The organism is Microbacterium sp. SORGH_AS_0505, assembly GCF_030818715.1.
GTDB lineage: Bacteria > Actinomycetota > Actinomycetes > Actinomycetales > Microbacteriaceae > Microbacterium.
This window is the reverse complement of record NZ_JAUTAT010000001.1, coordinates 2,641,316-2,655,928: the sequence shown is the minus strand read 5'-3', so window position 1 is coordinate 2,655,928 and position 14,613 is coordinate 2,641,316. Positions and strand designations below refer to the sequence as shown.

The 14,613-nt window shown below is 68.2% G+C and carries 24 protein-coding genes; 21 read left to right on the top strand and 3 right to left on the bottom strand.

Translation table 11 applies throughout. The annotated features are described in order from the left end of the window. The first annotated feature begins 3 nt into the window (after positions 1–3). Both QE428_RS13255 and QE428_RS13250 read left to right on the top strand, forming a co-directional pair. Complete coding sequence (locus tag QE428_RS13255; protein WP_307470113.1) at positions 4–258, top strand: hypothetical protein; 255 nt, start codon at positions 4–6, stop codon at positions 256–258. Continuing rightward, on the top strand, positions 258–623 hold the full coding sequence (locus QE428_RS13250; RefSeq protein ID WP_307470110.1) for a hypothetical protein: 366 nt from the start codon (positions 258–260) through the stop codon (positions 621–623). The genes QE428_RS13255 and QE428_RS13250 overlap by 1 nt, the downstream gene beginning before the upstream one ends. A 1-nt stretch (position 624) precedes the next feature. Here the strand turns inward: QE428_RS13250 and QE428_RS13245 are convergent, their stop codons facing one another. Further along, entirely contained in the window at positions 625–1,080 is a 456-nt protein-coding gene (locus QE428_RS13245; protein WP_307470107.1) for a hypothetical protein, read from the bottom strand. On the opposite strand from QE428_RS13245, the gene QE428_RS13240 reads away from it, so the two are divergent. Together QE428_RS13240 and QE428_RS13235 are read left to right on the top strand one after the other, a co-directional pair. Continuing rightward, the gene (locus QE428_RS13240) at positions 1,079–1,402 is read left to right on the top strand and encodes a hypothetical protein (protein WP_307470105.1); all 324 of its coding nucleotides are present in this window, start codon (positions 1,079–1,081) and stop codon (positions 1,400–1,402) included. The genes QE428_RS13245 and QE428_RS13240 overlap by 2 nt on opposite strands. Next, on the top strand, positions 1,402–1,563 hold the full coding sequence (locus QE428_RS13235) for a hypothetical protein (protein ID WP_307470102.1): 162 nt from the start codon (positions 1,402–1,404) through the stop codon (positions 1,561–1,563). Before QE428_RS13240 ends, QE428_RS13235 begins: the two co-directional genes overlap by 1 nt. A gap of 38 nt (positions 1,564–1,601) precedes the next feature. Here the strand turns inward: QE428_RS13235 and QE428_RS13230 are convergent, their stop codons facing one another. Beyond that, positions 1,602–1,829 carry a hypothetical protein gene (locus QE428_RS13230; RefSeq protein WP_307470099.1) on the bottom strand — a complete coding sequence of 76 codons (228 nt, stop codon included), beginning with the start codon at positions 1,827–1,829 and terminating at the stop codon, positions 1,602–1,604. 26 nt (positions 1,830–1,855) lie between these two features. Here QE428_RS13230 and QE428_RS13225 point away from each other — a divergent pair, with 26 nt between their 5' ends. From QE428_RS13225 to QE428_RS13200, 6 genes are all read left to right on the top strand, one after another. Next, entirely contained in the window at positions 1,856–2,470 is a 615-nt protein-coding gene (locus tag QE428_RS13225) for a hypothetical protein (RefSeq protein WP_307470096.1), read from the top strand. A gap of 30 nt (positions 2,471–2,500) precedes the next feature. Continuing rightward, the gene (locus QE428_RS13220; RefSeq protein ID WP_307470094.1) at positions 2,501–3,301 is read left to right on the top strand and encodes a hypothetical protein; all 801 of its coding nucleotides are present in this window, start codon (positions 2,501–2,503) and stop codon (positions 3,299–3,301) included. A gap of 34 nt (positions 3,302–3,335) precedes the next feature. Next, positions 3,336–3,587, top strand: a complete 252-nt coding sequence (locus QE428_RS13215; RefSeq protein ID WP_307470090.1) for a hypothetical protein — start codon at positions 3,336–3,338, stop codon at positions 3,585–3,587. Further along, positions 3,580–3,999, top strand: a complete 420-nt coding sequence (locus tag QE428_RS13210; protein WP_307470088.1) for an HNH endonuclease — start codon at positions 3,580–3,582, stop codon at positions 3,997–3,999. Before QE428_RS13215 ends, QE428_RS13210 begins: the two co-directional genes overlap by 8 nt. A gap of 185 nt (positions 4,000–4,184) precedes the next feature. Further along, a complete protein-coding gene (locus QE428_RS13205) occupies positions 4,185–4,529 on the top strand; it encodes a hypothetical protein (RefSeq protein WP_307470085.1) in 345 nt (114 codons plus the stop codon). A gap of 228 nt (positions 4,530–4,757) precedes the next feature. Beyond that, positions 4,758–5,072, top strand: a complete 315-nt coding sequence (locus QE428_RS13200) for a hypothetical protein (protein WP_307470082.1) — start codon at positions 4,758–4,760, stop codon at positions 5,070–5,072. Here the strand turns inward: QE428_RS13200 and QE428_RS13195 are convergent, their stop codons facing one another. Next, complete coding sequence (locus QE428_RS13195; RefSeq protein WP_307470081.1) at positions 5,073–5,282, bottom strand: hypothetical protein; 210 nt, start codon at positions 5,280–5,282, stop codon at positions 5,073–5,075. 80 nt (positions 5,283–5,362) lie between these two features. Here QE428_RS13195 and QE428_RS13190 point away from each other — a divergent pair, with 80 nt between their 5' ends. From QE428_RS13190 to QE428_RS13140, 11 genes are all read left to right on the top strand, one after another. After that, positions 5,363–5,707 (top strand): hypothetical protein, encoded by a 345-nt coding sequence (locus QE428_RS13190; protein ID WP_307470079.1) that lies wholly within the window; start codon positions 5,363–5,365, stop codon positions 5,705–5,707. A gap of 422 nt (positions 5,708–6,129) precedes the next feature. Continuing rightward, complete coding sequence (locus QE428_RS13185) at positions 6,130–7,401, top strand: DNA methyltransferase (RefSeq protein ID WP_307470077.1); 1,272 nt, start codon at positions 6,130–6,132, stop codon at positions 7,399–7,401. Then, positions 7,394–8,029, top strand: a complete 636-nt coding sequence (locus QE428_RS13180; RefSeq protein ID WP_307470074.1) for a hypothetical protein — start codon at positions 7,394–7,396, stop codon at positions 8,027–8,029. Before QE428_RS13185 ends, QE428_RS13180 begins: the two co-directional genes overlap by 8 nt. Continuing rightward, a complete protein-coding gene (locus QE428_RS13175; RefSeq protein ID WP_307470070.1) occupies positions 7,980–9,647 on the top strand; it encodes a hypothetical protein in 1,668 nt (555 codons plus the stop codon). The genes QE428_RS13180 and QE428_RS13175 overlap by 50 nt, the downstream gene beginning before the upstream one ends. Positions 9,648–9,658: 11 nt before the next feature. Beyond that, positions 9,659–10,927 carry a hypothetical protein gene (locus tag QE428_RS13170; protein WP_307470067.1) on the top strand — a complete coding sequence of 423 codons (1,269 nt, stop codon included), beginning with the start codon at positions 9,659–9,661 and terminating at the stop codon, positions 10,925–10,927. Next, positions 10,924–12,258 (top strand): head maturation protease, ClpP-related, encoded by a 1,335-nt coding sequence (locus tag QE428_RS13165; protein WP_307470064.1) that lies wholly within the window; start codon positions 10,924–10,926, stop codon positions 12,256–12,258. Before QE428_RS13170 ends, QE428_RS13165 begins: the two co-directional genes overlap by 4 nt. A gap of 3 nt (positions 12,259–12,261) precedes the next feature. After that, positions 12,262–12,621 carry a capsid cement protein gene (locus QE428_RS13160; RefSeq protein ID WP_307470061.1) on the top strand — a complete coding sequence of 120 codons (360 nt, stop codon included), beginning with the start codon at positions 12,262–12,264 and terminating at the stop codon, positions 12,619–12,621. 19 nt (positions 12,622–12,640) lie between these two features. Then, positions 12,641–13,561: a hypothetical protein gene (locus QE428_RS13155; RefSeq protein WP_307470058.1), complete on the top strand. Its 921-nt coding sequence runs from the start codon at positions 12,641–12,643 to the stop codon at positions 13,559–13,561. Between the two features lie 2 nt (positions 13,562–13,563). Next, positions 13,564–13,908, top strand: coding sequence for a hypothetical protein (locus QE428_RS13150; RefSeq protein WP_307470055.1), 345 nt, complete (start codon positions 13,564–13,566; stop codon positions 13,906–13,908). A 13-nt stretch (positions 13,909–13,921) separates the two neighbouring features. After that, a complete protein-coding gene (locus tag QE428_RS13145) occupies positions 13,922–14,290 on the top strand; it encodes a hypothetical protein (protein ID WP_307470053.1) in 369 nt (122 codons plus the stop codon). Next, positions 14,287–14,613 (top strand): hypothetical protein, encoded by a 327-nt coding sequence (locus QE428_RS13140; protein ID WP_307470050.1) that lies wholly within the window; start codon positions 14,287–14,289, stop codon positions 14,611–14,613. Before QE428_RS13145 ends, QE428_RS13140 begins: the two co-directional genes overlap by 4 nt.

Here is a 14,613-nt window from a genome sequence, read left to right as displayed (position 1 = left end):
ACTATGGCCACCCCCACCACACCCCCGAGCGGCGGATCCGGCGCGAGCCGCCCGCGTCGCACCCAGGTCGAAGCGATCGACGACCTCACCGCGGAGCTGCGCACCGCGAACCACCTGAAGGCGCTCGAGCTCGGCGCGAAGGCGTGGAAGCACGACGAGGGACGCAACGTCACCTCGCCGAGCGCGATCGCCGACATGAACGCACGGAACGGTCTACGCGCGCAGGTCCGCGCCGCGCTGAACATCGAGGAGCAGTGATGAGCGTCACGATCGACATGATGGTCGTCGTCGCGGACGTCGAGGTCACCGACGACTACCAGGTGGAACTGCGGACCCCGATCGCGCGCAAGCGGCGCACGGTCCTCGACCTCGCCGCGGCCGAGCGGCTCGGTCTCGATCTGCTGGCGGCCTCAGAGGACGCGCGCCGGATGCTGGCCGAGGACCGCGCGGCCGCGGATGCCGATCAGGCGGCGCACGGTTTCGACGTCGACCCAGTCATCTGCCGGGACTGCCGCGAGGGGAAGCACGGCGCATGCATCGGCTCCGCGCACGTCGAGCGCGGCGTCGAGATCGACGAGGTCGCGTGCCAGTGCACCGCCGAGGGTCACCGGGGGCGGTCGTGACTCAGTCCTCGGCTGGGCGCGCAGCCTCGACCACTCGCTCGAACCGTGCCTGCAGCTGGAGAGGTGTGATCTCGCCTCGGTGCCAGCTCGGCAGCAGACGCGAGATCTCGACGAATGCGGTCGCAGAAAGGTCCGAAGTGACACCGGACACCAATGACCCCGCGCTTTCAGCAGCTTCGAGTACTGGAGTCTCTTCCGAGCTGATTATCAGAGCGAGGTCCGTCAGCGCGGTCTCGCGGCGCGCCAGCAGCCCGCTGCTGCCACCCTCGTCCTCGTACGACTCCGCATATGAGGCGACGAGTTCCCGGATGACTGCGGCCCTCCTAGATCGGAGCGCCGCCGCTTCCGCAGAGGCGGCCTCGCGGCGGCGGGTGATCGTAGGGGCAATCACTCCCGCCAGGGTCGAACCGATCAGTCCGATTACGGCGCCGAGGATCGCCGCCCACCCAGAATCCATGCGTCAGACACTATCGCCGGCGGAGCGGGCAGAAGTCACCCGGTTCGGCATTCACGATGATGACGTCCTGCGCGACATGGAGTCGCGACTGGACGAGGAGATCGGGTGCTCACGAGCCCAGTGTGATGCCGCCGCTTCCTGGAGCATCTCCGCCCGATGCTGCGGCGTCAGCCTTCAGCTGTGCACGGCGCACCTGCAGCTCGCGCGAATCATGACGGACATCGGCTTCTGCGGAACGGGACTCGTCGAGTGCGTCGCGTGCGGCGTCCGCACCAGGATGCCGGTTGCCTTCGACGAGCTGTACCGGGTGGTGCCGCTCTGATGCCCACAGCCGACACCCACGCCGCCGGCACGGGGCTCAACGAGACCACCGGCCGCGCCTACTGCGGTCGCAAGAACAAGGACACCACCAAGATCTGGAAGGCCGTCACCTGCGCGGACTGCCATGCAGCACGACGAGCAGACGAGGAGGCTCAGCGATGAGGGCGAGATCAGGGGTGTTCGAACGCACCCACCTTCGATCAGAGGGGGTTGCCGTCCGCGTCGCCGAAATGGCCGCCGAGGTGACGAACGATCGCGTTCTGCCGACCCTCCAGGGCAGCGATCGCCACGATTGCCGCCTCGATCACCGCCGCGATCGCGCCGTCGCCGCTGCTGTCCTTCGCAGTCCGATTGATCTGCTCGATGAACTCGGTGACGATCGGAAGGTTCGAGCCCATGCCCGGGATGTCCGGCTTAATGATCTGCATACCCGAAACGTAATGGGACGCGCGGCATGAGCGCTATCCCTCTCGACGCGATCGACCCCGAAGCGGGATACCGCGAGTGGGTCGCGCGATACCTCTGGCACGTCGACCAGATCCCTCACGTGATCGACTACTCGGACAGCGGCATCCTGGCGCCCGTCCGGCTGAAGGCGTCCCGCACAGATCAGATCCGCGTCTCCGGCGGCGGGTACATCGACAACGTGCCCGTTGCTGATGGACCCGGCGCACGGGACAACCGAGCCATCTGGGACGCGCTGCGCGCCTACCTTGTCGCCGCTGCGAGCCACCTCGGCGTCGAAGCGCCGATCTTCCCCGCTGCGGTGCCTGGCGACGCCGAGCTTGCGCGGCAGTGGGCCTACGCCGCGAACGAGTGGCTCGCCGCAGTCGTCGAGCACCTCCTCGCCTGGCCCGACCTAAGCGAGCTCGAGGAGCGTCTCTTCGGACTCATCCGACGAGCACGCCGGCGGCAGGGCGGCCCGTCCGTCGTCACCGCCGCACCGCTCGAGCTCTGCGAGACGTGCGGGGCACGGGGCGTGCAGATCGACTGGCTCGACGGAGTCAGGGGAGTGCCAATGCTCTCGAGAGCCTGCCGAGTGTGCGGCGAGGTAGAGGCTGGCGCATGAGGCTTTCTACTTCGCCGATATTCTGCGACGGTGCCGTCCACTTTCAGGGAGATGATCCCGTTCTGGTCTGTAGTCGCGCAGATCATTCCCGTGCTGGCTCTTGCCTTGGTGATCGAGGTGAGGGTATTGGCCCGCCGCCTCAGTCGAGAAGACGGCAAATTGAGCACGCGACAGAACTATCGACGCGGCATGTGGATAGCTGTCTCATGGGTGTCGATGGTCCTGACGTTCATGGCGGCTCTCGGCTTCTTGATCGCGGATCCGAACTTGCGCATGAACAGCGTCTCGCTGTCCGTCGCCATCGCCGCGGCGCTCGCCCTTGTGAATGCCGTGGCTCTCGTCGCGCTAGCGCCTCTCGGGCCTGTAACGCTGAACCTCCTCGCTCTGGCTATACCGGATCTGCTGGGGAGCCCGTGGTCCCCGGCAGTACGAGCGAAGCGGCTCTATCGCAGGCTAGTTGCGGAGATGCGGGTGACTTTGCTGTCCGCGCGAGCGCTCAAGCTGCAGATCCTCGTAGATATCTGCGATCTCGAGCTCGCGCGGGTGCAATCAGAAAGGAAGCTCGAGAAGACGGCTGCAATCGTGAGAGCGGCCGGACGTTACTTCGACACGCGCCTGCCCGCCCTCGCGATGCTGGCGACCGCAACGGAAGAGAGGCATGCGTATCTTCGAGAAATAGACGAAATAATCCAGGACATCGAGGAGCGGCTCGACAAAGCGATCGATCACGCGTCGGGTCCTGCATTGCCGATCGATCTCATCGAGAAGACCGAACGGGCCGCACGTCGCTACTTCGCCAAGGTTGCAGGAGAGCTCAACTCGGGCACGTAGGCGGTGATGTCGAGGCCGCCAGGGCTCCGCGATCATGGCAACCCTGACGTACCGAGAGGCCGCGAAGCGCGTCGGCCGAGCACGCCGCACGATCCGCCATTGGCGGCTCAATGGCATGGAGATGACTTGGGAGATCCGCAACGGCCAACGCGTCCGCGTCGTCGAACTCAAGACCCTCCTCGCCTGGTGGCGTCAGAGGCTCAAGAACGACCCGATCAACCAGCAACGCATCCGAGCGCTCAAAGCCGCAGACGAAGCCGCTGGAGGCCGGAGCAACGATGTGTGAGGTCGAGGGGTGCGAGGCGGTCGCGAGCGTGCGGGGCAAGTGCCGCCGGCACTACAACCGCGAGTACGTCCAGCGGAGGCGGAAGCAACTCCGCGACCGTTGGATCGCGTCGCAGGGCGGCCGATGCGTCGAGTGCGGAGGAACCGACGACCTCGAGGTCGACCACGTCGACCCGCTCGCCAAGAGCAGGGAGATCAGTGACATCTGGACCTCGTCAGAAAACGTCCGTCTCGCTGAACTCGTCAAGTGCCAGGTGCTATGCCATGACTGCCACCTCTCGAAGACTCAGAGCGAGCGCGAGGCTCCGCACGGCAGGCCCGGTCCGTACATGAACGGATGCCGCTGCCAGGCCTGCGTCGAGGGCATGGCGGCATACAAGCGGGAACGGCGACACGCCGGCCTGAAGACGTGAGTTGCACGGATCCCGTTTGCCGCCCCTACATTCATGGTTAGACAGTTCTCACGAACACCGAAGGCCCCGCCGAGCATCACCACTCACGGGGCCTTCGCCGTCACATCTAGACGGTCCCGGCAGGCGCGCCAACGCCACACCGGGACCTGACCCCACCATCGACTTGCATCGATAGGAGGGCTGCCGTGGAGCCTACCCACGGGCTCGGACACGACTACGTCGCCATCAATCGCCGCAACATTGGCCGGCTCCGCGACGACCGTGACCGCGCCGGACTCATCCAGCTCGCCGACATCCTCAGCGGCCGACCCGACTCGCTCCACGCGCAGATGCTCGCCGACGAAGCACGCGCCGCGGCCGCCTGGATCGACACCACCACACCCCGCACCTACGACGTCGACGACGCCGACGGGATCCGCGTCGGTGACGTCCTCCGCTACGCCCGCTACGGGTGCGTCCTCGAGGGCGTCGTCATCGCGATCCACGGGCACACCGTCACCACGAACCTCGGCGACCACGTCGCCACCTAGAACCCTTGGCCGGGAGTTCGAGCCCCCAAGCAGACCGCGACCTCGGGTGGTCGCCCTGCAGCTCCTCCCGGCCGAGGTCAGACCCGGGTGTCAATGCGCTCTGGCCATTGGCGCGAAGGACCCCGCCTCTCGGAGACTCGCCTGACCACTTCCACAGGCGTGGGGTACCTGCACCCGAGAGAGGCGCCGAGCGACCCATCGCCGGCGCCTCTCAGAACTCGGAGGACCATGGCCGACAAACGCACGAACACACGTCTCGACCATCGGCTCCGTGACGAGTTCTTCGAGGAAGGGAAGCGGCTCGACGCGCTCGGCGACCCCGAAGCCGACTGCTGGCTCTGCGGCGAACCGATCGACTACACGGCCGCGCAGAACAGCACGCCCGACTCCCACAACCTCGACCACTTCCACACCGTCGAGGACCGACCCGACCTGCAATCAGACCCCGACAACTTCCGCCACTCCCACGCACTGTGCAACCAGCAGCGAGGGAACCGAGCACCCGCACCACCACTCGGCGACGCAATGCCCGACTGGTGGTGACTACCGCTTCTGACGACTGATCAACTTCTTCGCGTCCGCATAGTGGCCGCTGATGATCTTGTCCGCCATCGCTCGCGCCGTGTCTTCCTTCTCGTACCCCTGACCGCCGTCGGTCGCGATGATGTCGTACCCGTTGTCGCCGATCAACTGCCAGCCCCACTTGCCGTCGCTGCGCTCGACCACGATGCGCTTAGCGCCTGCTGCCGCCATGTCCGTCCCGCCCCTTCACTCGTCCCACCTGGATTGCTCAGTGTAGGGAGGGTCGGCGACACCACCGCAAGAGGAGCTTCGTGAACCGATACGCCGCAGCCGGCATCACCGCCGAAGCCTCACTCGGGAAGCGGATCCTCGTCATCGCGCCCAACGCCATCGAGCTCCGCGAGGGATTCCTCGACCTCATCGACGCAGCCTCGACCACCGAGGGTGCCGTCATCCGCCGTGCCAACGGAGCCGAGCGCATCGACTACCCGAACCGCGGCGGCATCCGCTTCGCCACCACACGCTCGACGCAGCGCGCACGCGGCACATCATTCGACACCATCTACGTCGAAGCCGGAGCAGACCTCACCCCAGACCAGGTCGCCGAGCTGAGCCCATGCTTCGCCACCACAGGCGGCACCTTCGTCCGAGCCTGACCATGGCGCTCGCCATCCCGCTCACCGCAGGCACCCCGCGCCGCCTCGACACCGACTGCCCACACTGCGGATGGGCCGACCTCTGGCAGGTCACACTCCACAGCCTCACCCCTCACGGCGTCGGCACCGTCGCCCGCCTCACTCGCTGCCAGCGCTGCGGACACCGACTCCCACCGGAGAGGGAAGCCCGATGACCCCCGACTTCGAACACGACGCACTCCCACACCAATGGGTGCACCCCGAGACAGGCGTCCGCATCAACTGCGAGGACATGCCCGCAGAGCTCCTGCCGGCCTCCTGACCCGCCCCCCTCGAAAAATCCAGAGGTCGACCTGGGGGCGGACCACGCTCCGGGGGCGCTGTCCTCTCTCCCCGGCGATCTGACCACCCCCATCACGCGCACGCGCGGTAAGGAGTCCCCGATGCTCGAGGTCATCGCGTTCCCGGTCGAGGACCTGCAGGTGTTCCACCGGAACCCTCGGCGCGGGGATGTGCGGGCAATAGCGGCGTCGCTTGAGGCTCAGGGGCAGTATCGGCCGATCGTCGTGAACGTCGGATCGCTGACGGGGCGGCCGAACGAGATCCTGGCGGGCAATCACACCTTCCTGGCGGCGTGCTCGCTCGGCTGGGCGACGGTGCAGGCGACGACGGTCGACGTCGATGAGGCAACGGCGCATCGGATCGTGCTCGCCGACAACCGCCTGGCAGACCTCGGAGCGTATGACGACGCCGATCTCGCCGCTGCGATGGCTGCCGCCGGCGCTCTCGACGGCACGGGCTACACCTCGGGCGATCTGGACGCTCTGCTCGCGTCGCTCGACGAGCCGGTGTCGCTGACGGACCCGGATGACGTCCCGTCGCGGCCGGATGCCGCCGACGCGGTGTCCGGGGTGGGCGATGTGTGGCATCTGGGCCCTCACCGGCTGCTCGTCGGGTCGTCGGGTGACCTCGACGCGGTCCGCGGAGCCATCCCGGAGGGCGTCGAGTTCGAGTGTGTCTGGACGGACCCTCCCTACGGCGTCGAGTACGTCGGCGGGACGGGCCTGAGCATCCAGAACGACGGCGCGGAGGACGCGATCGCGGTGTCGGTCGCCTTCCTGGAGGTCGCCGTGGAGGTGTGCCGTGACGGCGCCCCGGTGTACGTCGCTCACTCGGACGTGCTTCGGGTGCCGCTGCAGGCCGCGATGGACCGTCTCGGCATCCGTTACCGGCAGACGCTGATGTGGGTGAAGGACCGATTCGTCCTCTCACGGGCCGACTACCACTACCAGTCGGAGCCGATCCTCGAGGGCGAGGTCGATCGGGACTTCGAACCGATCGCGTACGGCTTCACGGCCGGCGGCGAGGGCCGTCTGGGTCGTGGCGGGCCGCGCTGGTTCGGCGACAACCGCTCATCGACCGTCTTCGACGTTCGCCGGCCGTCCCGATCGGCTGAGCACCCGACGATGAAGCCCGTCGAGCTCGTCGAACGGATGCTCGTGAACTCCTGCCCTCCCGGAGGGTGGGTTCTCGACGGATTCGCCGGATCCGGGACGACTCTGATCGCCGCGCACCGCCTCGGACGCCGCGCGATGGTCGTCGAGCTCGATCCGACATACGCCGACGTGATCTGCCGCCGCTGGCAGGAGCACACGGGCGTCGTGCCGGTCCGGAACGGGCAGCGAGTCGACTTCTCCGAGGTCGTAAATGCCTGACCTCGACCCGGCGAAGGCGTTCGCGCTGTTCCGAGCCGCGATCCCATTCGACCAGATCGCGACGCAGCTCGATTGCACCACGGAGGAGGCGCGCGAAGCGGTCATGGCCGCGATCGCCGCCTCCCCGGTGGCCCTCGACCAGTCCGCAGCCCGCATCGTCGAGCTCGAGCGGGTCGACGCGCTGCACCGGGCCATGTGGAAGAAGGCGATCGCAGGCGACGTCGCGGCCGCCGACCGCGTCATGCGGCTGTCGGAGATGCGACAGCGGCTCCTCGGCGAGCCCACGCGCGTCAAGGACGCCATCACCGACGCGTTCGAGAGCACGCTCGCCGAGATCACGACGACGAAGGCCGACGAGGCGCTCATCGCGTCCTGCCGGCAGGTCGCTCGGCAGATCGACCACGCCGTGGCGAACGGCACTTCGCTCGAGGCGACGAAGGCGCTGTACCTGCTCCCGCACCTTTGGAACGGGCTCCGCGAGCTCGGCGCGACGCCCGCGGCCCGCGCTGCCCTCGCGGCATCCGTGCCGCCCGCGCCGACGGAACCGTCCGGCGACTCTGCACCCGAAGGGGGTCCCGTTGACCTCGGCGACTTCAAGAGCAGACGACGCGGGGGAGCTGCAGGCTGACTTCTCTGACCTCGTCGGTTCGGAAGTGCCGCGGCTGTGGACTCGCCCGCTCCGCCCACTGACCGAGGAGACGTCGCTCGGTTTCGAGGTCATCGAGTTCGCGCTGGTGTTCCTCGGGATCGACCTGTACCCGTGGCAGAAGTGGCTCCTGATCCACGCGCTCGAGCTGAACCCGGACGGCACGTTCCGGTTCCGTCGTGTCGTGGTCCTCGTCGCGCGTCAGAACGGGAAGAGCCTGCTCGCCGCAGTACTCGCCGCCTGGTGGCTGTTCGTCGACTCTGACCGGTTCGAGGACCGGCTGCCGCCGTTCCGCTTCAAGGTGCTCGGGACCGCGCAGAACCTCGACACTGCGCAGGACGTCTGGAACCTCACCGCCCGGTGGTGCGACGAGGACAACGAAGGGTGCGTGCCGGCGCTCGCGAACGCGCTGCAGAAGATCCAGCGGAAGAACGGCCAGCCCGGCATCTACCTCCGCAGCGGCGCGCACTACGAAGTCCGCGCGGCATCCCGCAAGGGCGGCCGCGGAAAGACCGCCGCGCGCGTCCTGATGGACGAGATGCGCGAGCAGCAGACCTGGGACGCGTGGGACTCCGTCGCGCAGACCACCAAGGCCGTCTTCAACTCCCAGCTGTGGGGCATCTCAAACGCCGGCGACGCGCGCTCGGTCGTGCTCCGCAAGCTCCGCGACAACCTCATCTCCGAGATCGAGGAGTGGCTGGCCCGCGGCATCGACGAGCTCGAGGCGTACGCCAACGGTGAGCTAGCCGCGTCGACGTCGGCGCTCTTCGAGTGGTCCGCGCCGGATGGGTGTCCTCTCGACGATGTCGACGGGATCCTGCAGGCGAACCCGAGTATCGGGTACGGCGAGATCACCGTCGAGATGTGCCTTCAGGACTCTCGCGACATGCTCGAGGCGTCCTACCGGACCGAAGTCCTCTGCCAGTGGGTCACGTCGAAGGTGATCTCGTACATCTCGCCGCGCGACTGGCGGCCGCGGCACACGCCGATCAGTGACATCGAGATCCCGAGGGGGACCCGCACGGTCTGGGCGGTCGACACCGAACCGAAGCACCGCTCTATGTCGTGGGTCGCGGCCGCGGTGCTCACCGCTGACGGGCGCCCCTTCACCACCGTCCGCCTTCGCCGCGCCGGGATGCTGTGGGTCCCGGACTACCTCGCCGAGCTCGCCGAGAAGTCGGGCTGGAACGAGGTCGTAGTCCAGGGTCGCGGCACGCCGGCGATGGAGTTCATCGACCCGCTCCGCGAGCGCGGGCTCCACGTCCACGCTCTTGACGGCGGTCAGTTCGCAGCCGCGACCGGCCGCATGCGGGATCGGGTACTCGACCGGCGCCTGATCGTCATCGAGCAGCCCGCGGTTGACCTCGCGGTCGAGGGCGGCGTGGTCACGCAGTACGCCGAGAACCTCGCGTGGTCGCGGCATAAGTCGCTGCCGGTGGACATTTCCGGTCTGGTCGCGGAGACCGAAGCGCTTTACGGCCTCGAGGTGCTCACGCCGCCTGAGAAGCCGCGGGCAACCCCGCCGCCGCCGGCGGCTCGCATCATCACTCGCGACGCGGTCGCGCTCGACGAAGGGAACCTCGCCACGGCGCGGTTCTGACAGGAGGCCTCGTGTCAGAGATCGGATACCAGGCCGGCGCCGCCATGCCCTCCTGGGGCAGCCTGCTCGCGGAGACCCACGAGACCAACCCGGAGCTCATCTGGCCGAACTCGATCAACGTCTTCGACCGGATGCGTCGCGAGGATCCGCAGGTGAAGTCGGTCCTGCGCGCAGTGACGCTCCCAATCCTCCGGACCGAGTGGTCGATCGACGGGACCGGATGCCGTCCGGAGGTCACGAATCACATCGCGGGCGATCTCGGGTTGTCGATCAAGGGGCAGATGCCGTCCGCACCGCGCCGTCTCAAGGGGCGGTTCTCGTGGAAGGAGTTCCTCCGGCTCGCGCTGCTCGAGCTGCCGTACGGGCACTCGTACTTCGAGCAGGTCTACGACCAGAGCACCGGCCCCACCCATTTGGCGAAGCTGTCGTGGCGCCCGCCGCGGACGATCAGTGAGATCAAGGTCGCTCGCGACGGCGGACTGATCGGCATCCACCAGCACGACGTGAAGCAGCTGATCGGCGTTGACCGGCTGGTCGCTTTCGTCAACGAGCGCGAGGGTGCGAACTGGCTCGGCGAATCGCTGCTCCGGTCCGCGTACAAGATGTGGCTCCTGAAGGACCGTGTGCTGCGGATCCAGGCGCTCACGGCCGAACGCAACGGCCTTGGCCTCCCGACTTACACCAGTGCGCCGCCCCCGGACAATGCGACCTACGAGCAGGTGGTCGCGTGGATGGACGAAGAAATCAAGCGCGGTCTGACGATCGCGAAGGGCGCGCGAGCGGGTGAAGCCGCCGGTGCAGCACTTCCTCACGGGGCGCTCCTGAAGTTCCTCGGCGTCGAGGGCGACCTTCCCGACACGGACGCGCCGATCCGCTACTACGACGAGCAGATCGCCCGCGCCGTGCTCGCCCACTTCCTCAATCTCGGCACCGAGACCGGATCGTGGGCGCTCGGGTCCACCTTCGCGAACTTCTTCACCGACAGCCTCAACGCGGTCGCGCAGCACATCGCAGAGGTCGTGCAGCAGCACGTCATCGAGGACCTCGTCGACAAGAACTGGGGCCCCGAAGAGCCCGCACCGCAGGTGGTCCCCGCCGAGATCGGCGAACGACAGCCCGTCACCGCCGCCGCCCTCGAGGCCCTCGTCCGCGGCGGGATCATCCGCCCCGACGAGCCGCTCGAGAACTTCGTGCGCGACACATTCGGCCTGCCGGTGGCGGACCAGCTCACCCGGCGCGAGGTCGCCGTCCCGAACGCCCCCAAGGAGGCTGCAGCATGACCGACAAACAAGCCACGCTCGTGCGCGAGCGGACACGCGCATCTCGCGCGGACGACCGCGACCGCGAGGCCCGGCGCTACTGGGGAACGACCGAGCCACCGACGGACAAGGCCGAGTTCTTCAGCGCGGTCACTGCGCCGGCCGCTGACGGCGACTCGGACGCGAAGGTCGCGACCATCCGCATGTACGGCCCGATCGACTCGTGGGGCGGATGGTGGGGCATCTCCACGGAGGACATCGGCCGCGTGCTCGACTCGCTGCCAGAGTCCGTGGAGCAGATCGTTCTGCGCATCAACTCGCCCGGCGGCGAGGTCTGGGAGGCCATGGCCATCCAGAACATGCTCGCCGCGCACCGCGCGAGCGTCGTCGCTGTCGTCGACGGCCTCGCGGCATCCGCCGCATCGTTCATCGCCGCGAGCTGCGCCGAGACCGTCATGAGCCCCGGCTCGATGATGATGATCCACTCGCCTTCCTCGATCACCTGGGGCAACGCCCGCGAGATGCGCAAGACTGCCGCCTTCCTCGACACCGTCGAGCGCTCCATGGTCGAGGTCTACGACGCGAAGGCCGGCGCACGCGACTGGGCACCGCTCCTGGCCGAGGAGACGTGGCTCACCGCCACCGAGACCGTCGAGCTGGGTCTCGCGGACCGAACCGGTGTCGTCCCCGACGCCGGCACCGCGACGACAGTCGGCACCGAGGACGACGTGGAGATCGCGATCGTCCCGGTCGAACCCGACGACGACACCGAAGCCGATGCCCGCATTCGCGCCGCCGCCGCCTCCGCACGCGCGGCGGCCCCCAAGCCCCCGAGCTCGTCCGAGCCGGGTGACACCAACCAGAAGGAGAAGCTCCCCATGAGCGACACCATCAAGGCTGGACTCATCGAACGGCTCGGCGTCAAGGACGCCGACATCTCGGACGAGGAGCTGCTCGCAGCGCTCGACGAGACGCTCGAGGAGCAGGCCGACCCGACCGAGACGCCCGCCGCTCGCGCCCTGCCCAAGGGTTTCACCGCGATCGACGAGACCGTTCTCGCGAGCCTCCAGGAGAACGCCCGGCTGGGCGCCGAGGCCCGCACCGAACAGGAGCGCACCCGCCGCGACGGGATCGTGAAGGACGCGCTGCGCGAGGGTCGCATCAGCGCGGCATCCTCGGCCGCCATTCGCGCGCAGCTCGACACGAACGAGGCCGGTACCGTCGCGCTCCTCGCGACCCTGCCGAAGAACACCGCCGTTCCCGTGACCGAGATCGGTCGCGCGGACGACATCACCGACTCCGACGCGGCGCTCTACGCGGCCGCGTGGGGCGACGAGTCCAAGGAGGACTGAGTCATGTCCAGCCACATCCACCTCTTCGAGCCCGGCGCGAAGGTCACCTGCGAAGTGACCGCTGACGTCACCGGTGGTCGTCTCGTCGAGATCACCGGCGCCCGCAAGGTCGCCCACGCGCAGGCCGACTCCGTGAAGGTGTTCGGCGCGGCCGCCACCGACACGAAGTCCGGCGGCGACGTGCTCGTCCTCCGCGGCGGCGTGCAGAAGCTCGTCGCATCCGCGGCCATCGTCGCCGGCGCCCGCGTCAAGGCCGCCGCCGGCGGCAAGGTCGTCACGGTCGGCGCCGGTGAGGCCGGCATCGGGCTCGCAATCTCCGCGGCAACCGCAGCGGAACAGCTGATCCAGATTGCTCTGGACTGAGTCAAGGAGAACACGAGGCATGACTTCCCTCACCTACCCGGTCCCCGCGATCTCGGGGACCGAGAACCTGACCCCGGAGCAGATCCACGCGATCCTGTCTTCGCAGTCGCTGTTCGCCCGCCGTGTCCGCACGGTTGCCGAGCAGAAGTTCATCTCGGACGCGCTGCTGAAGGGCCGCTACAACGTGGTCGGCGGCGCCGTTGTCTACGAGAACGGCGACCCCGTCTTCGCTGACGACGACCCCGAGGTCATCGCCCCCGGCGGCGAGTACCCGCGGTCCCAGATCAACGTCGGCGACCTGGCCGCCGCGATCGCCGAGAAGCTCGGCCGCGACGTGCCCATCACCGATGAGTCGATCAAGCGCCGCGGCATCGACGTCGTCAACAAGGCCATCAGCCAGCTCGTCAACCGGAACGTCAAGTACGTCGACTCGTCGGCTCTCGGCGTCATCGCGTCCAAGGTCACCCAGACCCAGGCTGCCACCGCCGCGTGGACGAGCGCCGAGGCGATCGTCGAGTCCGTCGAACTCGCGAAGGCACAGGCCGAGGAGTCGGGCGAGGGGCACACCCTCGACACGATTGTCCTCAAGCCGTCCGCCTTCGCCCGCGTCATGGCGAAGTTCCTCGCCGCCGGTCTCCTGCCCCGCGAAGCGGCGAACCCGCTCATCACGGGCCAGTGGCCGACGGTCCTGGACCTGACGTGGCTTCGCTCGCCGCACACGCCCACCGCGGCGCCGCTGATCCTCGACACCGAGGAGCTCGGTGGCATGGCGAACGAGACCGGCGTCAGCCCGGGCTACTCGAACGCCGGCAACGGCATCGAGACGAAGTCGATCCGTGAGGAGAAGACCGACGGCTACCTGCTGCGCGCGCGCCGCATCACCGTTCCGGTCGTCACCGACCCCACGGCCGGCTACACCATCACGGGAACGGGGCTCTGAGGATGGCTGAACAGCGCTTCGAAGTCGCTGCGGCGCAGATCGTCGTCAAGGTGCCCGGCGCGGCCGGCGGCGAGACGTACCTGCGACGCGGCCGCCTGCTGCCCGCCACCGTGGAGAAGGCCGAGGTCAAGCGTCTGCTCGAGCTGGGTCTGATCGCCGGCGTGGACGGCGCGGACGACGCGGATGCTGGCGACGAGTCCTACAAGGGCGTCACCGTCACCGACCTGAAGGCCGAGATCGACAACCGCAACAAGGACCGTGAGGACGCGGCAAAGATCGCGCCCGCCGGGACCAACCGTCCCGACCTCGTCGCAGCGCTCGTCGCCGACGACGCGAAGCGGTCCTGACCGAGAGGGGGCGATGATGCCGATCACCCATGCGCATATCTCAACGGACGAGGACCTCGGCCGTCGGGTGCTGGCGCGAGCGCGCGTCATCGCCCCCTGCCTCACCTCCCTCGAGCCGGCGTCGGAAGACGGAAAGACCGCGATCGCCATCTTGAAGGGTGTCGTCGCGGAGCTGCCGGCTCCAGGGGAGGCGAGGCTGCGGTCTCTCAGCAGGAACGGCACCTCTGTGTCGATGGCCGCGATCGCGTCCGCCTTTGAGGGCGACGCGGAGGTCAGTTTGCGCTCGCTGTGCGCCTCATCGGGGCGCGGTGGCCTCCCGGTCGGGTCGTTCCCGACGGGCTCGCCGTTGGGGCGCCTGTGGCCGGAGGGCGAGTACTCGTGAGCTGGCTCCAGCGGTTCCTGTTCCCGCACGCGGTGGCGATCCAGGCAGCGCGACGCGGGGGCGGGATGGGCGGCGGGTTCGCTCAGGCGGTCGACGTCGCCGCGGAGGTGAAGGACGGCAGCCAGCTTGTCCGTACTCCGGATGGCGTCGAGATCGTCTCCACCAGCCAGGTGACTGTGTCGCTCGGCACAGTCGCACCGATCGGCTCTCTCGTCACCGTCTGGGCCGGGACCCCGGCCCAGCGGGAGTCGACGGTCGTGCAGGTCGGGCGGGATGAGAATGACCCGCCGTTGCCGTCGCACCAGATCCTCTACCTGAAGTGA